The 19,972-nt window shown below is 69.9% G+C and carries 17 protein-coding genes; 10 read left to right on the top strand and 7 right to left on the bottom strand.

The features are described from left to right. Positions 1–24: 24 nt before the first annotated feature. From EV385_RS02050 to EV385_RS02035, 4 genes are all read right to left on the bottom strand, one after another. The gene (locus EV385_RS02050; protein WP_130507900.1) at positions 25–705 is read right to left on the bottom strand and encodes a hypothetical protein; all 681 of its coding nucleotides are present in this window, start codon (positions 703–705) and stop codon (positions 25–27) included. 41 nt (positions 706–746) lie between these two features. Beyond that, positions 747–3,089: a glycoside hydrolase domain-containing protein gene (locus tag EV385_RS02045; protein ID WP_242624653.1), complete on the bottom strand. Its 2,343-nt coding sequence runs from the start codon at positions 3,087–3,089 to the stop codon at positions 747–749. Between the two features lie 195 nt (positions 3,090–3,284). After that, on the bottom strand, positions 3,285–3,884 hold the full coding sequence (locus EV385_RS02040) for a VanZ family protein (RefSeq protein ID WP_130507898.1): 600 nt from the start codon (positions 3,882–3,884) through the stop codon (positions 3,285–3,287). A gap of 23 nt (positions 3,885–3,907) precedes the next feature. Further along, positions 3,908–5,290 carry a L,D-transpeptidase gene (locus EV385_RS02035; RefSeq protein WP_242624652.1) on the bottom strand — a complete coding sequence of 461 codons (1,383 nt, stop codon included), beginning with the start codon at positions 5,288–5,290 and terminating at the stop codon, positions 3,908–3,910. Between the two features lie 227 nt (positions 5,291–5,517). On the opposite strand from EV385_RS02035, the gene EV385_RS02030 reads away from it, so the two are divergent. After that, a complete protein-coding gene (locus tag EV385_RS02030) occupies positions 5,518–8,544 on the top strand; it encodes a hybrid sensor histidine kinase/response regulator (protein WP_242624651.1) in 3,027 nt (1,008 codons plus the stop codon). A gap of 89 nt (positions 8,545–8,633) precedes the next feature. Here EV385_RS02030 and EV385_RS02025 read toward each other — a convergent pair whose 3' ends face one another. After that, a complete protein-coding gene (locus EV385_RS02025) occupies positions 8,634–9,050 on the bottom strand; it encodes a hypothetical protein (RefSeq protein WP_242624650.1) in 417 nt (138 codons plus the stop codon). Further along, complete coding sequence (locus tag EV385_RS02020) at positions 9,047–9,463, bottom strand: MarR family winged helix-turn-helix transcriptional regulator (RefSeq protein ID WP_130507897.1); 417 nt, start codon at positions 9,461–9,463, stop codon at positions 9,047–9,049. The genes EV385_RS02025 and EV385_RS02020 overlap by 4 nt, the downstream gene beginning before the upstream one ends. 156 nt (positions 9,464–9,619) lie before the next feature. On the opposite strand from EV385_RS02020, the gene EV385_RS02015 reads away from it, so the two are divergent. The 5 genes from EV385_RS02015 (at position 9,620) to EV385_RS01995 (ending at position 13,761) form a co-directional block, all read left to right on the top strand. Beyond that, positions 9,620–10,531 carry a diiron oxygenase gene (locus EV385_RS02015; RefSeq protein ID WP_130507896.1) on the top strand — a complete coding sequence of 304 codons (912 nt, stop codon included), beginning with the start codon at positions 9,620–9,622 and terminating at the stop codon, positions 10,529–10,531. Continuing rightward, positions 10,524–11,321: a tryptophan 2,3-dioxygenase family protein gene (locus tag EV385_RS02010; protein WP_130507895.1), complete on the top strand. Its 798-nt coding sequence runs from the start codon at positions 10,524–10,526 to the stop codon at positions 11,319–11,321. Before EV385_RS02015 ends, EV385_RS02010 begins: the two co-directional genes overlap by 8 nt. Further along, the gene (locus tag EV385_RS02005) at positions 11,318–12,112 is read left to right on the top strand and encodes an SDR family NAD(P)-dependent oxidoreductase (RefSeq protein ID WP_130507894.1); all 795 of its coding nucleotides are present in this window, start codon (positions 11,318–11,320) and stop codon (positions 12,110–12,112) included. Before EV385_RS02010 ends, EV385_RS02005 begins: the two co-directional genes overlap by 4 nt. After that, complete coding sequence (locus EV385_RS02000) at positions 12,112–13,335, top strand: aminotransferase class I/II-fold pyridoxal phosphate-dependent enzyme (protein ID WP_130507893.1); 1,224 nt, start codon at positions 12,112–12,114, stop codon at positions 13,333–13,335. The genes EV385_RS02005 and EV385_RS02000 overlap by 1 nt, the downstream gene beginning before the upstream one ends. Positions 13,336–13,578: 243 nt before the next feature. Further along, on the top strand, positions 13,579–13,761 hold the full coding sequence (locus EV385_RS01995) for a hypothetical protein (RefSeq protein ID WP_130507892.1): 183 nt from the start codon (positions 13,579–13,581) through the stop codon (positions 13,759–13,761). Between the two features lie 51 nt (positions 13,762–13,812). On the opposite strand, the gene EV385_RS01990 is transcribed toward EV385_RS01995, so the two are convergent. Beyond that, positions 13,813–14,088, bottom strand: a complete 276-nt coding sequence (locus tag EV385_RS01990; RefSeq protein ID WP_130507891.1) for a hypothetical protein — start codon at positions 14,086–14,088, stop codon at positions 13,813–13,815. Between the two features lie 233 nt (positions 14,089–14,321). Between EV385_RS01990 and EV385_RS01985 the strand changes: the two genes are divergently transcribed. From EV385_RS01985 to EV385_RS01970, 4 genes are all read left to right on the top strand, one after another. After that, positions 14,322–14,837, top strand: coding sequence for a DUF1697 domain-containing protein (locus EV385_RS01985; RefSeq protein WP_165449364.1), 516 nt, complete (start codon positions 14,322–14,324; stop codon positions 14,835–14,837). Positions 14,838–14,893: 56 nt separating this feature from the next. Further along, positions 14,894–15,715: a DUF1206 domain-containing protein gene (locus tag EV385_RS01980; RefSeq protein ID WP_130507889.1), complete on the top strand. Its 822-nt coding sequence runs from the start codon at positions 14,894–14,896 to the stop codon at positions 15,713–15,715. A 147-nt stretch (positions 15,716–15,862) separates the two neighbouring features. Further along, positions 15,863–17,290 (top strand): amidase, encoded by a 1,428-nt coding sequence (locus EV385_RS01975; protein ID WP_130507888.1) that lies wholly within the window; start codon positions 15,863–15,865, stop codon positions 17,288–17,290. Between the two features lie 162 nt (positions 17,291–17,452). Beyond that, a complete protein-coding gene (locus tag EV385_RS01970; protein WP_130507887.1) occupies positions 17,453–19,876 on the top strand; it encodes a right-handed parallel beta-helix repeat-containing protein in 2,424 nt (807 codons plus the stop codon). Positions 19,877–19,972 lie beyond the last annotated feature (96 nt).

Raw genomic sequence — 19,972 nt, 5'->3', positions numbered from 1 at the left:
CGGGCCGGACAACGGTCTTTGACGTCAGCGGCGGGCGGTCTGCGTCCGTCGCAGCGCGACCGCGGCCCGGAGCCGGTCCGGCGCGGCCGGGTCCACGACGACACCGGCGCCCTGGCCGGGCTCCTTCGCCCACCCCGCGAGGCGTGCGGCGAGCCGCTTCAGCCGGGCGTCGCCGGGCGGCACGTCGATGTAGAACGCCCCCTCCATCGGCCGCGACACGTCATCGCCGCCCCAGCGCACCACGCCGTCACACTCGGCGAGGATGTCGCGCACCATGGCGATCTGCTGCGGGTAGAGATTGCCCCCGGCACCGGCCGGATAGCTGTCCGGGCGCAGCGCCAGCGCGGTGCCGGACCGGAAGTTCACCCCTGCCGCGGTGCCGTCGGCGGCGGAACTGTGGTGGCCGGCGGCCTCACCGGCGGCCAGCTCGTCCACGTCGTAGTGGAAGCGCCGGGCGACGTGCAGCAGCACCGTCGCCGTGGCACCCGGCAGCAGGGCCACGGCGGTGTCGCTGCCTTCGATGCGGTGGTTCCGGACCTGGCCGCTCTTGACCGCGGGCCAGCCATTGCCGGTGGCCTGCCCGGCTCCGGGCGGGGCGGCAGCCGCCGACCGGGCCAGGGCGGGGGCGCCGATCGCCAGCCCCGCGGCGGCGCCGCCGAGCCCGGCCAGCAACCGCCGTCGGGACAACACAGTACGGTCGATCATCGTGGACTCCTCAGAATGGTGACCGGGGACGCGGGAGCCGCTCATGACGGAAAGGCCTTGGTCTCTTCGGCGACCAGCTCCTGGAGCCGGTCGCTGAAGCCCTGAATGAACTCGTCCAACCGGCCACCGGGCAGCATGTGCGGCAGGATCGTGGGAATTCCCCCGGTGAGCTCGATGAGGCTGACCCGGCCGAGATCGATGATGGGGTTCTGCCCCCCAGGCACCAGCGCGAGCCGCGCAAGCTTCTGGGCGTTCGCCGTGTTCTGGAACCTGCCGTTGAAGAACGACCGGAAGCGGCGCTTGTACCCGCCGCGCCGGAACAGGTTGTCGAGCTCGTCGGTGATCTTCGCGCCGGCACGCAGATTCATGGCGACGTTGTAGGCGTCCGCGTCCTCGAGCATGTCGCGCAGCTTGAAGGAGTTGTCGTCCGTCTGCCTCGCGAGCTTCTCCCGGCAGAACGCAAGACCCGACGGGACTCTGTTGCTCTCGCGGCGCCAATCACCGTAGAACGTCATCAGGTCGCCACCCCACCCGGCGACGTCACTGGCGTTGAATCCGTTGGGGTCCTCCACCGTGCCACCGGCCAGCACGCCCTCGCAGGAGTACGCCCAGTGCGCGATGGAGTAGTCGATTCCCGTGTTGGGTTCGCGAAGCGTACGCATAGGGGTGAGGTTTCGGCTGGTGAACAGGTTCTCCCAGGGCCAGACGATCGGGCCGACGAGGTTGTTGAACTGGAACGTGTCGTACCGTCCCCACCGAAGGAACTGCAGGACGAGCAGATTCGGGTTGTAGCCGCCGATCTGTTTCGCCAGCTGGTAGATGTCCTCGACGTGCTGGATCAGCCCGTCGACCGTCGTGTAGTCGCTGTTCAGCTTGTTGACGCCGGGGTCGCTACCGAGCCGGTAGGCGTCCTTGTCGATCTCGACGGCTCCGGTGCCGGAACCCACGGTGAGCGTCTGGATCTGATTGAACGACCAGTTCTCCGGCAGCGGGTAGCCCATGTTTCCGGAGAATCCGGAGGACATGCCGGAAACGAATGACCAGCGGACGTCGGTTCGCCGGCTGACGTCGATGCACACGTTCCGGGATCCGTACACCCCGGCGTTGTATCGCTTGCCCGAGACCGTGAGGCCCCCGACGACGCCCTTGAAGTAGGGGACGATCGCGTCGTCGATGTCGGCCTGCGTGGCGTCGTAGTCGACCGCGAAGTAGATCGTGGTGCCCGCATCGAACCCGTGCCCGACGGCGGCTTGATGCGCCGCGAGGGCGTCCCGATAGCCCCGGTTGTAGTTGAAGTAGGAGACCTCACCGCCGTAGTACTGCTGGATCGGGAAGACCTTCAGCCCGTTCTCGAAGATCAGCTTCAGCTCACCGGGCTGGATCTTCTTGTTCAGCGAGCTGCCCGGCACGTTGTCGAGGTAGCGGCCGACGTACCGGTAGCCGGCGGACCACAACGCCGACGCACGCGCGGCCGTGAGCGGGTTCGCGGTGTCGGACGCGATCGCGGGGCGGTCCGGGTCGCCGGTGGAAACCAGCAGCTGGCACCACGTCGCGAAATCCCCTTGGCCGGTCTCGGGCAGCGCGGAGAACTTCTGGAACGCCCGCAGCGCGATCGCGGCCTCCTCGCCGAACCGGTCCGTGAAGCCTTCGAAGTAGGGGAAGCCGGGCTGCTTGATCCGGTTGAACACCATGGCCGCGGTGAAGATGCTGACGAACGCACCGGTGGAACCACTGCCGACCGGCCGCTTTCGCAACTCGTTCTTCGTGGTGGGGCCGAACGTGCCGGTGGCCTGCGCGTCGGTCAGCCCGACCTCGTACTGGATGGCCAGGTACAGCGCCTTCTGTACATCGCGGGAGAAGACGCCCTCGCAGGGCACCAGGAAGAAGTTCTGCCGGTAGCTGTAGCGGCCGTTGAGCCATTGCTGGACCTTGCGGATCGCTTCGGTGCCGAGCGCCACCTTCACGAACGCGTCCATGGTGAGCAGCGCCTTGAGGACCTTCGGCGGGAAGGTGTTGTCCGGCGCGGCGGGCAGGCCGGCGTCGTACATCATGCGATCCAGCGCCCGCTTGGTCTCGCTGCCCCACTTGCCGTCGAAGGCACCCGGGTCATATCCCTTGCAGTAGAACCCACCCTGGACGATCTTGATCCGGTTGGTCGTCCACAAGCCCTCGATGTCACCCGACATTCCCGTGACCCTGGCCAGGGTCGTCGGTCCGAATGTGTCCGACAGCGGGGAGATGCCCAGCTCGTACTGCAGCGCCCGGGTGAGTGCGCGCATCGTGGCCCAGCCGGTGATGCCGTCCTCCGCCACCCGGTTGAAACCGGTCACCGAGCCGTACTCCCGGTTCAGCCAAACCTGGACATCTAGCACCCTGGAATCCATGAACCTGTCTACTTTCCGCCGACGGTCGGCCGGTCTTGTGTGCCGGGCGGAAGCATGGCTGCCGCCAGCATGCATCCGACGATCTTGCCGGAACATGATCGCGGCAGACCTTTCAGTTCGCTGTGGGTGAACCGGCTGCCCGCCGTGCCGACCTCGACGTGTCCTGCCCCACGGGCTCGACGACCCGGGGCGCGATCAGGTCGAAGCGTGTCTTTCCGTCGGGTGCCTCAGCGGCCCGGCACCCCGGCCGATCGGGCCCGATCCGGTCGTCGTACGCCACCAGCGGCGTGACGCCAGTGCGGCCAGCCCCGCGCCGGCGGCGTTGAGTAGGACGTCGTCCACGGACGACACGCGGTCGAGGCGCAGGACGTACTGCGCGGTCTCGACGAACAGCGAGCAGCCCGCCGCGAGCGCCAGGATGCGCGGTAAGGACGCCAGGGCCGCGAACCGCAGGGGGGCGAGGAACCCCAGCGCCGCGAACACCAGCAGGTTGCCGACGATCTGGACCGTCGCCGTCAGCGGTTCGCCGGCGAGGACCGTGAGCAAGTCCCGCAGCGGTACCAGACTTACCCGGCCCGGGACGGCACCGGCCCGGTCGCCGGGCAACATGATCATCCAGATCCAGGGCACCGTCCCGTAGACGATGCCGACCTCGGCCAGCGACATCCGCCAGGCGGCCGCGATCCGGCGGCGCGCCAGGGCCCACACGGTCAGCGCGGCCAGCGGCAGCACGATCACCGTGCAGAGCACCACACCATTGATCGTGCCGAACCAGCCGTGCCACCCCTGAACCACGTCGCCTGCGCCGTGGCCTGCGGTCAGCGGCCGTACTTGTGGAAGGGGACCGCCCAGTCGCCGAGCCCGTTCCAGATCTGCACCGGTCTCGGGCTGTTCTTGACGTCGACGATGTCGCCGATCATGAAGTTCTCGTAGACCCATTTGGCGTCGGCCACGCTGAGGTTGATGCAGCCGTGCGACAGGTTCGCGCGCCCCAGCGAACGATTCCACGGGGCGGCGTGCATGAACTCGCCCGAGTAACTGATCCGGGTGCAGTACTCGATGTCCTTGGGAGCGTAGTAGTTCGGGTCTTTCGGGTCGGTGACGCCGTAACTCGCCGAGCTCATGCTGTACACCCGCTGCTTGGACAGCACGACGTGGGGACCGCCGGTCGTCCAGTAGCTGATGAATTCGCCGTTCGCGCCGGTGGTGGAGCCGCCCTTCCCGAGGCTGCACTTCATGGTGCGGACGAGCTTGCCGTTGATGTAGACCTTCGTCACGTGCTTGCGGTAGTCGCTGATCGCGACCAGCTGACGTCCGATCTGGAAGTGGGTCGACGCGTTCGTCGCTCCGTACACCTCTTTGCCGAGTTTGACGCCGAACGCCTTGACGTTCACCTTGATCTTCGTGCCGCTGGTCCAGTATTTCGCCGGCCGCCAATGCACGGTTGAGTCGTTCGCCCAGTGGAACTTGCCCTCGACGGAGGGTGAGGTCGTGATCTCGATGGCCTTCTCCGCCGCGGCCTTGTTGACGGAACGGCTGAACGCGATGATCACCGGCTGTCCAGCGCCGTACGTGTGGCCGGACTTGAGCAAGTTCATCCCGTTGGCCTGGAATGTGATCTTGGCGAGGCTGTGTGGCTTCACCGTGGTGAAGCTGGAGGTGTGCGCGGTCGCGGCGCCCTGGCCGTCGGTGACCGCCGCGACCACCTTGTAGGTCTTGTCGTAGGCGAGGTCGTCGGTCGAGCGCCAGGTCCCGTCGTCCTGCATGGCGCCACTGACCTTCGCCTTGCCGGCGGTGACGGTGACCGACTGCAACGTGCCGCCCTCGGCGGTGACGACGATCGGCTTTGCCGGTGATACCCCGGTGGCCCCGCTCGCCGGCGTAACGCTCAACCGGACCGGCACGGCGGGCTGTTCGGTGTTGGCCACCGGTTCGACCCAGTTGCCGGCGCCGGGCCGGGCGGTTCGGTGTGAGGTGCACCCGGCGGCCGCGGCGGCTGCGGCCACGCCCAGTGCGCCGATGATGACGTTACGTCGCTGAATCATGGCTCTCACAATCGAGGGGTCCCGGCCGGTGCGGTCCGTGGCTGTACAAGACAAGACGTAACCGAGGCTCGAAACGTTGCCTGTCGAATCGAATGAACTATCCGGATGGGCGTCGGCTTCGGTCGCGGAACGCCGAGTGTTAGGGGTACCGGGCATCCCGGAGGACGAATGACCGTATTCATATTGTCTGGTTTGAGTCTGTTGGGCCTATTTCTCGGTGTCGATCAAGCGACCGTGGAGGCTACCACCGCTTCGCCATTCACTGCCCCTACCGGTTGAGGTGCTCCAGATCCCCTGGTTCGACCCGTCCGCGCGGACTATGCTCACAAAAACGCGCCTTGCCTGTTTTGGCCGGTGGGACTCGGGGGGTTCCCATGGTGGCGATGCTGGCGATCACCGCTCTCTACTTCTTGATCTTCATGTGGGTCGTGTGGGAGTACCTGCGGCGTCGAGATCCGTTGCTGCGCGCGGTGATGCTGGTGATCGGCGCGGTTGCGATGTTGTTCGTCATCGGCGTGTTGAGGGTGGCGTTCGGAGTGCTCCCTCAGTCGGTCACGGTGCTGTTCTCCCTGTTGTTGCTCGGGCAGCCGTTCTTCGTGGTGCAGCTGATGTCCCGGGTCCGGCCGGTGCCTCGGTGGCTGCTGGCGGCGGCACTGGCGGGATGGGCGGCTACCGCGGTGCCGGTGGCGGTGCTGGAGCATCCGATGCCACGACCGGCGGCCATGGCTGTGGTGACGGTGTTCTTCGCGGTGCAGACGATGGCTTCGGTGCTGCTCGCGGCCGAGGCACGCCGGCGGGGCGGTGCGGCCCGGATTCGGCTGTGGTGCGCCGCCGCCGGCACCCTGCTGTTCGGTGTCGCGCTGCTGATCGCCGGTGGTGGTCGTCCCGTGTTCGCGGTGTCGGCGCGGGCGGTGGCGGTGGTGTCGGCCGTGATGTACCTGTTGGCGTTCGTGCCCCCGCAATGGTTGCGCCGCCGGTGGTCGTTGCTCGCGGCCAACGAGGTGATGCGCCGGATGCTGAGCGCTCCGGCCAACGAACCGCCCGAGGGAACCTGGTTGCGGTACTGCCGGGAGGCGCGGACGGTGTTGGGCTCGGACGAGGTGGCGGTGGTCCTGCCCGCCCCGGCCGGTACGGTGCGGTGGGTGGCTAGCACTCCCGTGGACACCGAAAGCAAGCAGTACCCGGCCAGTGATCTCGACCGGCTTCTCCACCTCCCGGCGGCCACCATCGACGCGCTGGCCGGTTGGACCCACCCGCCCGCACTCGCGGTCGACCTCGCCGAGTCGAGCGGCACCCGGTTCGTCACCGCCGCCCCCACCACCCTGGACGGGCGTGACGGTGCGCTGGTCCTGCTGAACCGGTACCGCACGTTGTTCGCCGAAGACGACGTCGCGTTGGTCGCCCGGCTGGCCACCCAGGCCGCCGCGGTCGCCGAGCGGGGGACGCTCCTGACCGCGAAACAGCAACTCGCCGTCATCGTGGAGTCGTCCCACGACGCGATCGTCGCCAGAGACCTCGACGGGGTGATCACCAGTTGGAACGCCGCCGCCGAGCGGCTCTACGGCTTCCCGGCGGCAGAGGCGATCGGCCAACCGGGGACCATCACGATCCCGGCCGAGCAGTTGGCGGCCGAGGCCGCGCTGATGGACCGCGTCGCCCGAGGTGAACGTATCGAGCAGCACCAACTGCCCCGGCGTCGCAAGGACGGCACCACCGTCACCGTGTCACGGACCATGTCCCCGATCGCCGACGCGCAAGGCGCCGTCGTCGGGGTGGCCACGATCGCTCGGGACGTCACCGAACGGCAACGCGCCGAGACGATGTTCCGGGGCCTGCTGGAGTCCGCCCCCGACGCGATCATCGGGATCACCCACGACGACGCCATCACCCTGCTCAACGTCCAAGCGGAGCGTCTGTTCGGATACTCCCGGGCCGAGCTGCTCGGGCGATCTGTCGAGGTCCTGATGCCCGAGCGGATGCGCCCGGAATACGCGCGCATCCGCCGTGCGTACTTCGCCGATCCCGAACCCCGCACCATCGGTGGCGACGGTGACCTGACCGTTGTCCGCAAGGACGGCACCGAATTTCCCGTCGAGATCAGCCTCAGCGCCCTGCACACCGATCAGGGGATCATCGTCTCCGCCGGCGTCCGTGACATCACCGAACGCCTGCGGGCCCAGGCCGATCGGGAACGCCTGGCTGCCGAGCACCGCCTCCAGCACACGCGCCGGCTGGAAAGCCTCGGCCAACTCGCCGGTGGTGTCGCCCACGACTTCAACAACATCCTCGGCGTGATCGCCAGCTACACGGAACTGCTCTTCGACACCGTCGACAGTCTCGACACCGCGGCGGCCAACCCGCGAGACATCGCCGCCGCCCGCACGGACCTGGGTCAGATCGCCAAGGCCGCAGAACGCGCCACCCGGCTCACGAAACAGCTCCTCGCGTTCGGGCGCCGAGACATCACCCAGGCCCAGGTACTCGACATCAACCACGTGATCGGCAACGTCGAACAGATGCTGCGCCGCACCCTCGGCGAACACATCCACCTCGTCACCAACCTCGACCAGCATGCCCAGCCGATCACCGCCGACCCGTCGCACCTGGAACAGATCCTGCTCAACCTCGCCGTCAACGCCCGCGACGCCATGCCCACCGGCGGCACTCTGTCGATCGACACCACCACCGTCGACCTCCCCGCCGCCGATGACGACACCGCGCACGCCACCGTGCCCCCGGGCCGGTACGTGCGCCTGCGCGTCAGCGACACCGGCACCGGCATGCCGCCCGAGGTCGCGGAACGCGCGTTCGAGCCGTTCTTCACGACCAAGCCCACCGGCAGCGGCACCGGCCTCGGCCTGGCCACCATCTATGGCCTCGCTACCGCCGCCGGTGGCGACGTCCGGCTCTCCTCGGAACCCGGCATCGGCACCACCGTCACCGTGCTGCTGCCCGCCCTCGACGCCACCGCCGCCACCCGGCGGCCCGTGCCCGCCGACCCGTCGCCCGCCCCGACACCCCACGAGACGATCCTGCTCGTCGAGGACGAGGCTCCCCTACGCGACGTCACCACTCGCATCCTCACGCGGGCCGGCTACGACGTGCTGCAGGCCTCGGACGGCCCCACCGCCATCGACACCGCGAACAGCCACCCCGCCCCGATCCACCTGTTGCTCACCGATGTGATCATGCCCGACATGATGGGCAACGAGGTCGCCGCGCGCATCCGAACCGCCCGCCCGGAAACCCCCGTCCTCTACATGTCCGGCTACGCCCAACCCGTCCTCACCGAACACGGCACCCTGCCGCCGGGCGTCACGATCGTCGAGAAACCCTTCACCAGTCAGCAACTTCTCGCCCGCATCCGTGAAACGCTCCACCGCGAACGACCCGCCACCACGCACCCCTGAGCACCGCCGGGACCTCAGGAGACGGGCTGATCGAGGGCGAAACTTCTGTGCGGCGCTGCCGTTGCAGTCGCACGGCTCGACCTCCCTGCTCAGGGGAATGGAGCGAGGTCCGGCTCGACCCAGCCGGATCTCGCCTCGGCCGTCGCCAAGGTCGATGAGCGGTAGTGGCGGGCCAGCAGGCGCTTGTCGAACAGCGCGGGGTGGCGATCCGCGAAGGCGTCGAAGGTGTCGTCGTCGCTGCCCGCCACGTGGTGGCCGACGAGTTCGACCCAGGCGCGGCTGACCGTCGCGTGGTACTTCTGCGGTGCGCCGGCGTACCGGGCGGTGCGTCGGATGCCGTCGCTGATCAGTGCGATCGCGGCGCCGGTGCCGTATCCGCGCACGGCCAGCCAGGTCAGGTGGATGTGCTGGCGGTGGCGGAAGCGGTGCTCGTGCGCCATGACCTCGGCCATCAGCGTGTCGAAGGCGTCGGTCGGGGCGGGGGCCGCCGGTCGAGGGTGGCTCATCGCCCGACCTCCGTCAGGGCACGCAGTACGGCGCGGGCTCCCCGCACGGCATCGGCGGGTAGGCCGGCGAGCGCCCGCTGCTCCACGTCGCGCAGCGTCCTGCGGATCAGCGTGGCCGTCCGCCTGCCGTCGGCGGTGAGCGCGATCAGCACCGCGCGGCGGTCGCCCGGCCGGGGGGCGCGGGTGATCAGGCCACGGCGCTCCAAACGGTCGAGGATCCCGGTCAGTGTCGCGGGTCGCGTACCGATGGCCGCCCCCAGCTCGGAGACCGTGCGGCCGGTGCCGTCCGCGAGATTGCCCAGAGCGTTGATCTCGGAAGCCGTCAGGTCGAGATCCACCAGCTCCGTGGTGAGCAGATGCAGCGTCGCATGGGTCGCTCGCTGCAACTCGAGTATCACGGAATCGTTCTTCATGGTTCCGTACTATACGGTTCCGAAGTAATGGTCGCAAGGCGAACGTGGCGAAGCCCGGGGGCTGACCTGACGAACCACGCATCGGCGTTGGTGACCCCGCTCGAACCGCACCTAGCATCGATCCATGTCGGTGCCGATGACGAGGAGGTCGACGCCATGGACCCGTTCGCCGACTGGTACGACGCCGCCGGCGTGCGGGCCGGGATACGCCGGACCTTCGCCGACGAGCGCGACCAGGCCAAGGTGTTCTTCCCGACGGCCCTCGTGCCGTACCTGGAGCACGACCTCGTGCGCGAGCGCGCCCCGCAGCAGCGCGAGACGCTGACCGTCCGGCACCTCTACCAGTTCCTGCTGGCCACCACGCACCTGGAGACCCGGGTGGTCAACCGGGGCGCCGAACGCATCGCGAACAACCGGATCGGCGTGCCGGTCGACGCGCAGTTGCGGATGGACGCGTTCAAGGTCTACTGCGACGAGGGCTACCACTCGCTGTACAGCCTGGACCTGGCTCGGCAGGTCGAGGCGGCAACCGGAATCGCCGTGCCCGACTGGGACTTCGGCGGATTCGCCGACCGGCTCGACGCGACCGCGGCCGCGCTGCTGCCCGGTGCCGAGGTGCTCGCCCAACTGCTGCAGGTCGTCGTCTTCGAAACCCTGATCACCGCGGTGCTCAACGAGCTGCCCGCCGATCCGACGGTGGTGACGACCGTCCGCGACCTGGCCCGCGACCACGCCCGCGACGAAGGACGCCACCATCGCTACTTCGCCGGGTTCTTCCGGCACCTGTGGACCCAACTCGACGCGCCGACCCGGGCCCGGGCGGCCGTCGCGCTGCCCGAGCTGATCGAGGACTGCCTGCGCTGGGACGGCGAACCGGTCCGCCGGTCGCTGACCCTGGCCGGGCTCACCGCCGCCGAGGCCGACACCGTGGTGCGCGACTGCTACGGCGGCACCCCGCAGATGCGACAGACCGCGTCGGCCACGGTCCGGTTGTGTCGCTCCACGGGCGTTCTGGACCAACCGGGAGCCTGGGAGGCGTTCGCCGCCAAGGGCCTGGTCGATGACTAGCCCGCCGGAGGTACGGCGCCGCCCCGCGCCGCAGGCGCCCGGCGGGTTCACCTATGGCGACTACCTCTTGCTTCCGCAGCTGCTCGACGCCCAGCGGCCGCTGGCCGTGCCGCCGGTGCACGAGGAGTTGCTGTTCATCGTCACGCATCAGGCGTACGAGTTGTGGTTCCGGCTGTTGTTGCACGAGCTGACCGCGGCGCGCGACGCCATGCTGGCCGGCGAGGCGGAACGGCCGTGGGCGTTGCTGACCCGCTGTCACGCCGTGGAACGGTTGATGCTGGCCCAGATGGACGTGTTGGACACCCTGTCACCAGCCGCCTTCGCGCAGCTGCGGCCGGCGTTGGGGGAGACCTCCGGCTTCCAGTCCGTCCAGTACCGCGAGATCGAGTTCCTGTCCGGCTGGCCCGACCGGCGCTACCTGTCGGCCGGCCTGCCGGTGCAGGAGCGGGCCCGCCTTCAGCGGCGGCTCGACGAGCCGACGTTGTGGGATGGCTTCCTGGCCGCGCTGACCGCCGCGGGCCATGACGTGTCCGATCCGGAACGGCGTGCCGGTGTGCTGGTGGGCCTGGCGCGCGCCGCGTCGGACCGGGCGGGCCTGTGGCGGCTGGCCGAGGCCCTGCTCGACCATGACCAGTCCTGGTCGCTGTGGCGTGGCCGGCATGCGCTGCTCGTGGAGCGGCAGATCGGCGTCAAGGTGGGCACGGCCGGCAGCACGGGGGCGAGCTACCTGCGCTCGCGCGGTGACCGGCACTTCTACCCCGACCTGTGGGAGGTTCGCAGCCGGCTATGAGTGGCAGGAACGTACTGATAACCGGTGGTTCCAGCGGTATCGGCCGGCACGCCGTCGGGCGCTTCGCGCGAGGTGGGGACACCGTCTGGTTCACCTACCTGCACGGCGCGGGCCGGGCCAAGGATCTCGTGGCCGAGCTCGCCGCGGACGGCATCGAGGTGATCGCCTTCGCGTTCGGCCAGGGTGACTGGGACAGCCATCAGCGGCTGCTGCGGGAGCTGCCGGGCCCGGTGGACGTCCTGGTGAACAACGCCGCGGTGGGCTCGGCCACGGTGGTCGACTACGAGCCCGGGGCGGCACACCGGCGGTCGGCGGCGATGCTGCAGATCAACAGCGTCGGTCCGCTGTGGCTCGTCCAGCAGCTGGTGCCCGGCATGGTGGCCCGCGGCTACGGCAAGATCATCAACGTGGCCAGTGTGGGCGGCGGCATCGCCTCGTTCCCCACCTTCGACCCGGCCGACGGGATGAGCAAGGCGGCACTGGTGCACCTGAGCCGCCAGCTGGCGGTGGAGCTGGCGCACACGCCGGTCGACGTGTTCGCCGTCTGCCCGGGCGCCGTGGAGACACCCATGCTCACCGCGAGCGTCCTGGGCCGGATGGACGGCGCCGCGCGGGCGGCGTTCCTGGCCGCGCTGCCCAAGCAGCGGCTCATCGAGCCCGACGAGGTCGCCGACGTCATCGCCTGGCTGTGTACCGACTCGGCTGCCATCCTGCACGGCGCGGTCCTGGACGCCTCGCTGGGACTCGGCCTGGCTCCGGGAATGTTCCAGCCCGAGCCGGCCGCGCACTGATGGTGTCGCGGCAGGCCGCCCGGCTGGTGGCCGGGACGCCGGTGATCGCCTCCGCCCACTTCGCCGCCGAGGCCGATCCGTACGATCCGGTATCCAACCCGGACGGTTACGTCAACGTCGGTACGGCCGAGAACCGCCTGGTGTGGGACCTGTTGGCGCCGCGGCTGCGTGCCGCGCGCGGCGTGGCGGCCGCCGACATCCGGTACGCGCCGCTGCACGGCACCGCCGCGCTGCGCTCCCAGGTGGCCCGGTTCCTGGCTCGCGGCGGTTCCCCGGTCGACCCCGAGGATCTGATCGTGGTCAGTGGGGCGACGGCGGCCCTGGACATCATCGCGTCGGTGCTGTGCGATCCGGGCGAGGCGCTGGCCGTGCCGGTGCCGTACTACGGCGCGCTCGACACCGACCTGACCGGTCGTTCCGGGGCGCGGTTGCTGCCCGTGCCGCCGCTCGCCGGGGTGTCGCTACCGGACGCGGCGGCGCTCATCGGCACGGTCCGACGAGCCCGGGCCGCCGGCACCACCGTTCGCGCGCTGGTGCTGACGTCCCCGCACAACCCGCTCGGACTGGTGTACCGCGAGAGCGAGCTGCAGGCTTTCGCCTCCGCCTGCGCGGCACTCGACCTGGACCTGGTGGCCGACGAGGTGTACGCACACAGCGCGTTCACCGGTCCGGCCTTCGTCAGTGCCCGCGACGCGGCGCCGGGCGTGCTGGATCCGCACCGCGTGCATGTGGTGTGGGGGTTCGCCAAGGACCTCGGCCTGCCCGGGCTCAAGGTCGGCGTGTTGCACACCCGGCAACCGCAGGTGCGGGCGGCGGCGCGGGAGCTGGCCTACTTCGCGCCGGTCTCCACCGATACACAGTGGCTGCTGACGGATCTGCTGGCCGCCGACGACTGGGTGGCGCGGTTCCTGACCACCGGCCGGGACCGGCTCGCCGCCTCGTACGCCGCGGCGGCCGGCCACCTCACCGGCGTGGGTGTGCCGTTCCTGCCGGCCGGGGCGGGCTTCTCCATCTGGACCGACCTGCGTGGCTGGTTGGACACGGCCACGCCGGCGGCGGAAGAGCTGCTGTGGCGGCGTCTGTTCACGGCGGGCCGGATCAACCTGCTGCCGGGTGCGGTCTTCCACCATCCGGAACCCGGCTGGTTCCGGCTGTGCCACACCACCGATCCGGCGACGGTCGCCGAGGCCGTGGCTCGTCTGCGGCGCGTGTTGGGCGGCTAACGGGTGCCCGGGGCGCATCGACCACCGGACACCGAGCTATCGCATACCACCAGAAGGCTCACCAGTCCGGCATCACAGACAGATTCCCAGGTGGAGCCGGCCCGCGATCACTCAGGTCTCCCGAATGGTCACCCATCGTGCATCGGCTGGCGGATCGGTGGGGGCGAGGTCGGATGGACAGCCACTGCCATGTGTACGCGCGCGATGCGACATTGTCGCGCGGACCGGTGATGGGGAGTGGTTATGGAAGAGGCGCTGCTGGCGTACGGCGCCGGCCGCCTCGACGCCCTCGATGGGCGTCGGGACGCGGCCAGGGCGGCGGATCCGGCGACCGGCGTGGACTATCGCCGGGGGTTTCTCGACGGCCGCCTGGAGGTGTTCCGGATGCTCGCCGGCATCCGGAAACTGCTGCGCGGCGACGGCTGATCCGGCGCCGCGCGCACGTCCCGGCATCCCGTCGAGGTCGACGCGGTGCCGCTAGTCGGTCAGGCCGAGGGCTTCGGCGGCGCCACCGAGGGTCGCACTGATGGCCCGGGTGACGGGCACCAGGTCGTCGAGGACGATGGTGCCGGTCAGCGACCCGGTCACGATCGCCTCGGCGTCCGTGTGGGCCGCGTCGAACGTGATGCCCACCATGCCGTCGGCGACGGTGACCCGGAGCGTGCAGAGCCGGTCGTTGATCACCATGTCACGGAAGATGACGAGGCGGTCGCCGCCTTCCGGCTCATCGCCGTGGGTGGTTCCATCGATCACAGTAGAGCGCCCTCCTGGTCGATACGAAGGCCAGACCCTTCCTACCCCAAGCCGTTGACGATGACTGTCGGGTCGTAGGCAGTGTGCTGGCGATGGTCGGCTGCAAGGAACTGTGTCTCCGTCATGTCGGCGATGATGCCGGACCACCGCGGATTTCTGGCCGAATGGCATCGAACAAGTGTACGACTGCCGCACCCGGGCTGCACTATGGTGGTGCCGTGGCCCAGACAGCGGTGGCGTTCCTGCGCGGTGTCAACCTCGGCGTGCGCAACCGGGTGCCGCAGCGCCCGCTGGCAGAACGGCTCGCGGAGGCGACCGGTGGGCCGGTCCGGCACCACCTTCAGTCCGGCAATCTCGTGGTGGCTTCGCCTGCGCCGGGGCTGGCGGGACTGATCCGCGAGCTGATCGACGATCTCACCGGGCTGGACATCCCGGTCGTCGTGCGTCCGGCCGCCCAACTCGCCGACCTGCTGGAGGCCTGTCCGTGGCCGGACGAGGACGCGCGCCGCGTGCACCTCTCCATGTGGGACGACAGGCACGACCAAGGCGCAGCCGACGCCATGACGGCCGCCGACTGGTCGGGAGACGAGATCGTCTTCGTGCAACGGAACGCCTGGATGCGGTACGCCAGCGACTTTCACGCGGCGAAGCTTGGCAACCACGTGATCGAGCGCCGTCTCGGCGTCGTCGCGACGGCACGCAACGCGAACACGATCGGCACCGTCCTCGACCTGACCGCCCGGATCTGACACCCGCGCCGACTCCTAGGGTTTCGGGAGCGGCGCGACCGGTGACATCAGAGGCCATGACCACCACCGCACAAGCGCCGCGCGCCGCGCGCCGCGCCGCCGACAGCTCCGCCGTGCGACACCTGGCTCGCGGCGGCTTCATCTGTTACGGAATCGTCCATCTGCTGCTCGCCTGGGTGGCGCTGCGGGTGGCGTTCGGCCACCCGGCTCGAGAGGGTGACCAGCGGGGTGCGCTGCAGACCCTCGCGGCGCAGCCGCTCGGCAAGGCGCTGGTCATCGTGGTCGTCGTCGGGATGGTCGCGCTGGCGCTCTGGCAGGGCCTGGTGGCGGCCATCGGGGAGAGCGGAGAGCGGGGCCGGACCGCGGTCGCGGAACGGGTGGTCAACGGGTGCCGTGCCGTCATCTATCTCTGGCTGGCCTGGACCGGTGTGCTGGTCGTGCGGGGCGCGGGCCGTTCACCGGCCGACAGCCAGGAGCAGGCCACGTCCCAGTTGCTGAGCGCGACCGGCGGGCGCTGGCTGGTCGGGCTCGTCGGCGTGGTCGTCGTGGGCGTGGGTCTGGGCCTGCTCGGATACGGTGCGACCAAGAGGTTCGAGCGGCGCCTCGACACCGGGCGGATGAGCGCGACGATGCACCGGACGATCCGGCGACTCGGTGTGGGAGGGTATGCCGCCAAGGGCGTCGCGTACGCCGCGGTCGGGGTCCTCGTGATCGCCGCGGCCGTGACCTACGACGCGGACAAGGCGCGCGGGCTGGACGGCGCCCTGCGGACGCTGGCCGGGCAGAGCTGGGGGCCCTGGCTGCTGGGTCTGATCGCGCTCGGGTTCGCGGCGTACGGAATCTACTGTTTCGCGCAGGCCCGCTATCGCAAGGTCTGACCACCTGAGACGTTCCGGGAGCGGGAGCGCAGGCCGACCCGGCGCGGTCCGGCTCCGCCTGATTCATTGAGGCGGGGCTATGCATGATGGCCTGTGAGCCCTATCGTTCTGTCGTTTGGCTGACCGCGCCGATGACAGGGGTTCCCGATGCCCGACGCCACTCCCACCGGTCTCCTCGCCCAGGCCCGCGCCCTGGCCGACGGCAGCGTCACCTCCCGGCTGCTGGTGCAGCGGACCCTCGCCCGTATCGCGGAGACGCAGCCGACGCTCAACGCGTTCCGCCGGGTACGGGTCGACGCGGCGCTGGCCGAGGCGGACGCCGCCGATCAGCGGCTCGCCGCCGGTGAACGACTGCCGCTGCTGGGCGTACCGGTGGCGGTCAAGGACGACATCGACGTGGCGGGGGAGGCGACGGCGTTCGGCTGCGGTGGCGAGTTCTCGCTGAAGACGGCCGACGCCGAGGCGGTACGCCGGTTGCGCGCGGCCGGTGCCGTCGTGGTCGGCAAGACCAACACCTGCGAACTCGGGCAGTGGCCGTTCACCGAGGGGGCGGCCTTCGGCGCCACCCGCAACCCGTGGTCGCCCGCGCACACCCCCGGGGGGTCGTCCGGCGGCGCGGCGGCCGCGGTCGCCGCCGGACTCGTGCCCGCGGCACTCGGCTCCGACGGCGCCGGCTCGGTACGGATCCCGGCCGCCTGGACCCACCTGGTCGGGATCAAGCCGCAACGCGGCCGGGTCTCGACCTGGCCCGATCCGGAGGCGTTCCAGGGCCTCACCGGCTACGGGCCGCTGGCCCGTACGGTCGCCGACGCGGCCCTGCTGCTCGACGTCGTGGCCGGTAGCCATCCCGGGGACCGCCACCGCCCACCGCCGGTGACGGTGCTGCCGGCCGTGGAACGCGACCCGGGCCGGTTGCGCATCGCGCTGTCGCTGCGCAGCGCCTTCCACGGCGGTGTGCCCAGGCCGCTGGACCCGGCGGTGCGGCGTGCCGTCCTGGACGTCGCCGAGGTGCTCGCCCGGCTGGGTCACGAGGTGGTCGAGGAGGATCCCCGCTACGGCCTGATCGGTTTGACCTTCGTGCCCCGGGCGACGGCCGGGGTCCGGGACTGGGCCCGCCGGATGCCGGACCAGGCGCTGCTGGACCGGCGCACGCGGCATAACGTGCGGCAGGGACGGATCCTCGGCGGACCGGTCCTGCGCCTGTCCCGGGCGGCGGAATCACGCTCGCGCCGGCGGATCGGCGCCATCTTCACCCGGTTCGACGTGGTGCTGACGCCGACCACCGCGACCCCGCCGCCCACGATCGGCGCCTGCGCGGCGCTGTCGAGCTGGAACACGGATCGGGCGATCATCGCCGCCTGCCCGTACGCGTGGCCGTGGAACGTCCTGGGGTGGCCGGGGATCAACGTCCCGGCCGGTTTCACCCCGGACGGGTTGCCGGTCGGTGCGCAGCTGCTGGGCCCGGCCAACAGCGAGCCGCTGCTCGTCTCGCTCGCCGCGCAGCTGGAGGACGATCAGCGGTGGGCGCGGCACTGGCCGGGCGGCGAGGTCGACGAGCCGGTCGGGCGGAGCTGAGCGCCATCCGGGTGGAGCCGGCACCTCATCGCGCGATTCGTCCTCCCTCGCGATGATCTTCCGAGTCCGGGCAATCCAGAACCGCGCTTGCGCCCAGCTTGAGGTTGGGCCAGCACGCTCGGTGCAGACAGAATCACGCCCGATCACGGAGTTGCCCGCTTGATGAGCAAGAACCCCAAGAGCGCCCAGCGCGCTCGGCGTACCGCCCGCGCGCTCACGGCAGCCGTGCTGCCGCTGGTGGCCGCCCCGTTCGCTGTCGCCTCGACCGCGTTCGCCGCCGAGAGCCTGCCCGACACGCCGTACTCCCTGGCGGCCACCGTGGCGCCCGCGCCGATGACCGTGGCGGAGTGCCAGGCGGACGCCTCTTGTGAGGTGAACCAGGCCGTCAACGTGAGCAGCGTGGAGAACCACGCCGGTCTCTACAAGGCGATCGCCCGGGCCACCGCGAAGACCTCGCCGGCCGTGCTGGACGCCGACGGCAACGTCATCACGCCGGCGAAGACCGCGACCGTGCTGATCCCCGAGGGCACCTACCTGCTCAGCCGTCCGCTGTTGCTGCCGCCGAACGTCAACCTGCGCGGCAGCGGCATCACCAGGACCACGCTGACGCTGGACACCGCGTACTGGCGCAACTTCGGGTTCATCATCCGCTACCAGGACAACCAGAACTGGGCGGGTGCCAGCAACCTGGTCTCCGACCTCACGGTCAACGGCAACTGCCGGATCGGCAAGGGTCAGCCGGACGCGAGCCAGCCGGTCACCCGGCCCGGCGAGATCTGCGACTTCCGCAACCCCGCGATGACCAGCGACCCGGCGAAGGACAACACCGGTGGCGGCATCAGCGTCGCGGACAACTGGACGGTCCGCCAGGTGCGCTTCACCAACCTGGAGTACTTCAAGCTCTGGATCAACAACGCCAGCAACGTGCACGTCATCGACAACCGCTGGGACAACTGGGGCGGCGCCGAGTCGCACGAGGAAGACAACATCGGCGGTGGTGGCGGCGCCGAGAACGACAACGTCGTGATCGAGTACAACCAGTGGGACCGCACCATCCGCGGCAACTCGTTCGACTTCACCAACGCCTTCAACACCGTGATCCGCAACAACGTGGTGCGCACCGACAACGCGTCGCTCATGAGCGCCCGCAAGGTCGGCGACTACGGCTCCATGTTCCTGGAGGACGTGCCGGGCGCCCAGGTCACCGGCAACCTGCTCGTCGGCGGCCACATCATCCTGCAGTCGAACGTGCGCTACGACCACACGTACGACAACAAGGACGTCGGCAACGCGCGGGACACGCTCGTGGCGAACAACGAGATCCGCAACTCCCACTGGGCCGGCATCACCGCCGCGTACGAGGACTACACCGACGCGGACGGCACCATCGGCACCATCGGCGCCGGCAACAGCACGGGCAACGCGAACGACCACTTCATGCGTCCCGGCGGCAACAACGTCTTCCGCGACAACCTGATCGTCAACCCGAAGCTGTCCGGCATCCTCATCATGGGCAGCCGTGACGAGGCCAAGGACGCGCCGGACACGGTGACCGGCAACCGGATCGTCAACGCCGGCTTCGGCGGCTCGCTGTCGTACAGCACCGGCGCGGGCACGTTCGACACCACCGGCATCGGCACCGCGCTCGGCGTCGGCGACAAGATCTACAACAACGTGATCGAGGACAACCAGGTCCGCCCGACCACCCTGTACGGCGTGCACCTCGGCGCCCGCAAGGCGACCACCACGACGAGCGGCACGGTCCTGAGCGACCCGGCTGACCCGACCGGCCAGTCGGGCCGGAACACGCTCGTCGGCAACATCCCGACCCTGCTGCGTACGGTCACCTCCCAGGCCGTCGAGACGCCGACCAACCTGGTCGCCACCAGCAACGAGTTGACCTGGAAGGAGTCGACCGCGATGGCGGTGGCCCCGGTCGCCGGGTACAAGGTCTTCCGCAACGGCGTCCAGGTGGCCGACATGCCGCTCGGCAGCGTCTCCGTTCCGGGCAACCTGCTCACCGTCAACGAGGCGAGCCTGGAGGGCGGCGTCGCGGCCGACTACACGGCGGGGTCGAAGACGTCGGTCGGCGTGTACAACGGGGCCGGTGTCCGCGGCGGCTACTCGCTCGCTCTGACGTCCGCCACCACCGGCCAGATCAGCGCCGCCACCACCCGGATGATCCCGGTGACGCCCGGTCAGATGTACACCTCGGTCTCGTCGTACCGGGCGGTCAACAACAACGGGCACCGCGCCCGGGCCGGCATCGTCTGGTTCACCGCCGACGGCACGATGATCGCCCGGATGGCCACCTCGAACTACGGCTCGGTCGACAACGGCAACGGCTGGACGACCAGCTCGTACAGCCAGGCGGCGCCGGCCAACGCGGCCTTCGCGCAGGTCTTCGTGGCGGTCGACGAGACCGTCCCGGGCGAGGTGCACCTGGTGGACCGCATCGGCCTGGTGGCCGGCACCAACACCGAGTCGTTCTGGGACCCGAACGGCACCGCCGGCGCCCGATACCACGTGGTGGCCTACAACCAGCTCAACGGTGAGTACTCGGCGACCGCCGTCCTCAACAACTGAGCTACGGCACGACCCTCACCGGCCCGGTGGGCGGGGCGCGAGCTCCGGCCACCGGGCCGGTCCGCGTTCTCGACCGCACAGGCCGGGTGGCCCGCG

It is taken from the genome of Krasilnikovia cinnamomea (assembly GCF_004217545.1).
In the GTDB taxonomy this organism is placed as follows: Bacteria; Actinomycetota; Actinomycetes; order Mycobacteriales; family Micromonosporaceae; genus Actinoplanes; species Actinoplanes cinnamomeus.
This window is presented reverse-complemented; position numbering and strand designations above follow the sequence as displayed.

Excerpts from the sequence above, each read along its gene's own strand:
- EV385_RS02050 (WP_130507900.1), bottom strand. The coding sequence starts at position 705 with ATGATCGACCGTACTGTGTTGTCCCGACGGCGGTTGCTGGCCGGGCTC.
- EV385_RS02045 (WP_242624653.1), bottom strand. The coding sequence starts at position 3,089 with ATGGATTCCAGGGTGCTAGATGTCCAGGTTTGGCTGAACCGGGAGTAC.
- EV385_RS02035 (WP_242624652.1), bottom strand. The coding sequence starts at position 5,290 with ATGCCCGGTACCCCTAACACTCGGCGTTCCGCGACCGAAGCCGACGCC.
- EV385_RS02030 (WP_242624651.1), top strand. The coding sequence starts at position 5,518 with ATGCTGGCGATCACCGCTCTCTACTTCTTGATCTTCATGTGGGTCGTG.
- EV385_RS02025 (WP_242624650.1), bottom strand. The coding sequence starts at position 9,050 with ATGAGCCACCCTCGACCGGCGGCCCCCGCCCCGACCGACGCCTTCGAC.
- EV385_RS02020 (WP_130507897.1), bottom strand. The coding sequence starts at position 9,463 with ATGAAGAACGATTCCGTGATACTCGAGTTGCAGCGAGCGACCCATGCG.
- EV385_RS02015 (WP_130507896.1), top strand. The coding sequence starts at position 9,620 with ATGGACCCGTTCGCCGACTGGTACGACGCCGCCGGCGTGCGGGCCGGG.
- EV385_RS02010 (WP_130507895.1), top strand. The coding sequence starts at position 10,524 with ATGACTAGCCCGCCGGAGGTACGGCGCCGCCCCGCGCCGCAGGCGCCC.
- EV385_RS02005 (WP_130507894.1), top strand. The coding sequence starts at position 11,318 with ATGAGTGGCAGGAACGTACTGATAACCGGTGGTTCCAGCGGTATCGGC.
- EV385_RS02000 (WP_130507893.1), top strand. The coding sequence starts at position 12,112 with ATGGTGTCGCGGCAGGCCGCCCGGCTGGTGGCCGGGACGCCGGTGATC.
- EV385_RS01995 (WP_130507892.1), top strand. The coding sequence starts at position 13,579 with ATGGAAGAGGCGCTGCTGGCGTACGGCGCCGGCCGCCTCGACGCCCTC.
- EV385_RS01980 (WP_130507889.1), top strand. The coding sequence starts at position 14,894 with ATGACCACCACCGCACAAGCGCCGCGCGCCGCGCGCCGCGCCGCCGAC.
- EV385_RS01975 (WP_130507888.1), top strand. The coding sequence starts at position 15,863 with ATGCCCGACGCCACTCCCACCGGTCTCCTCGCCCAGGCCCGCGCCCTG.
- EV385_RS01970 (WP_130507887.1), top strand. The coding sequence starts at position 17,453 with ATGAGCAAGAACCCCAAGAGCGCCCAGCGCGCTCGGCGTACCGCCCGC.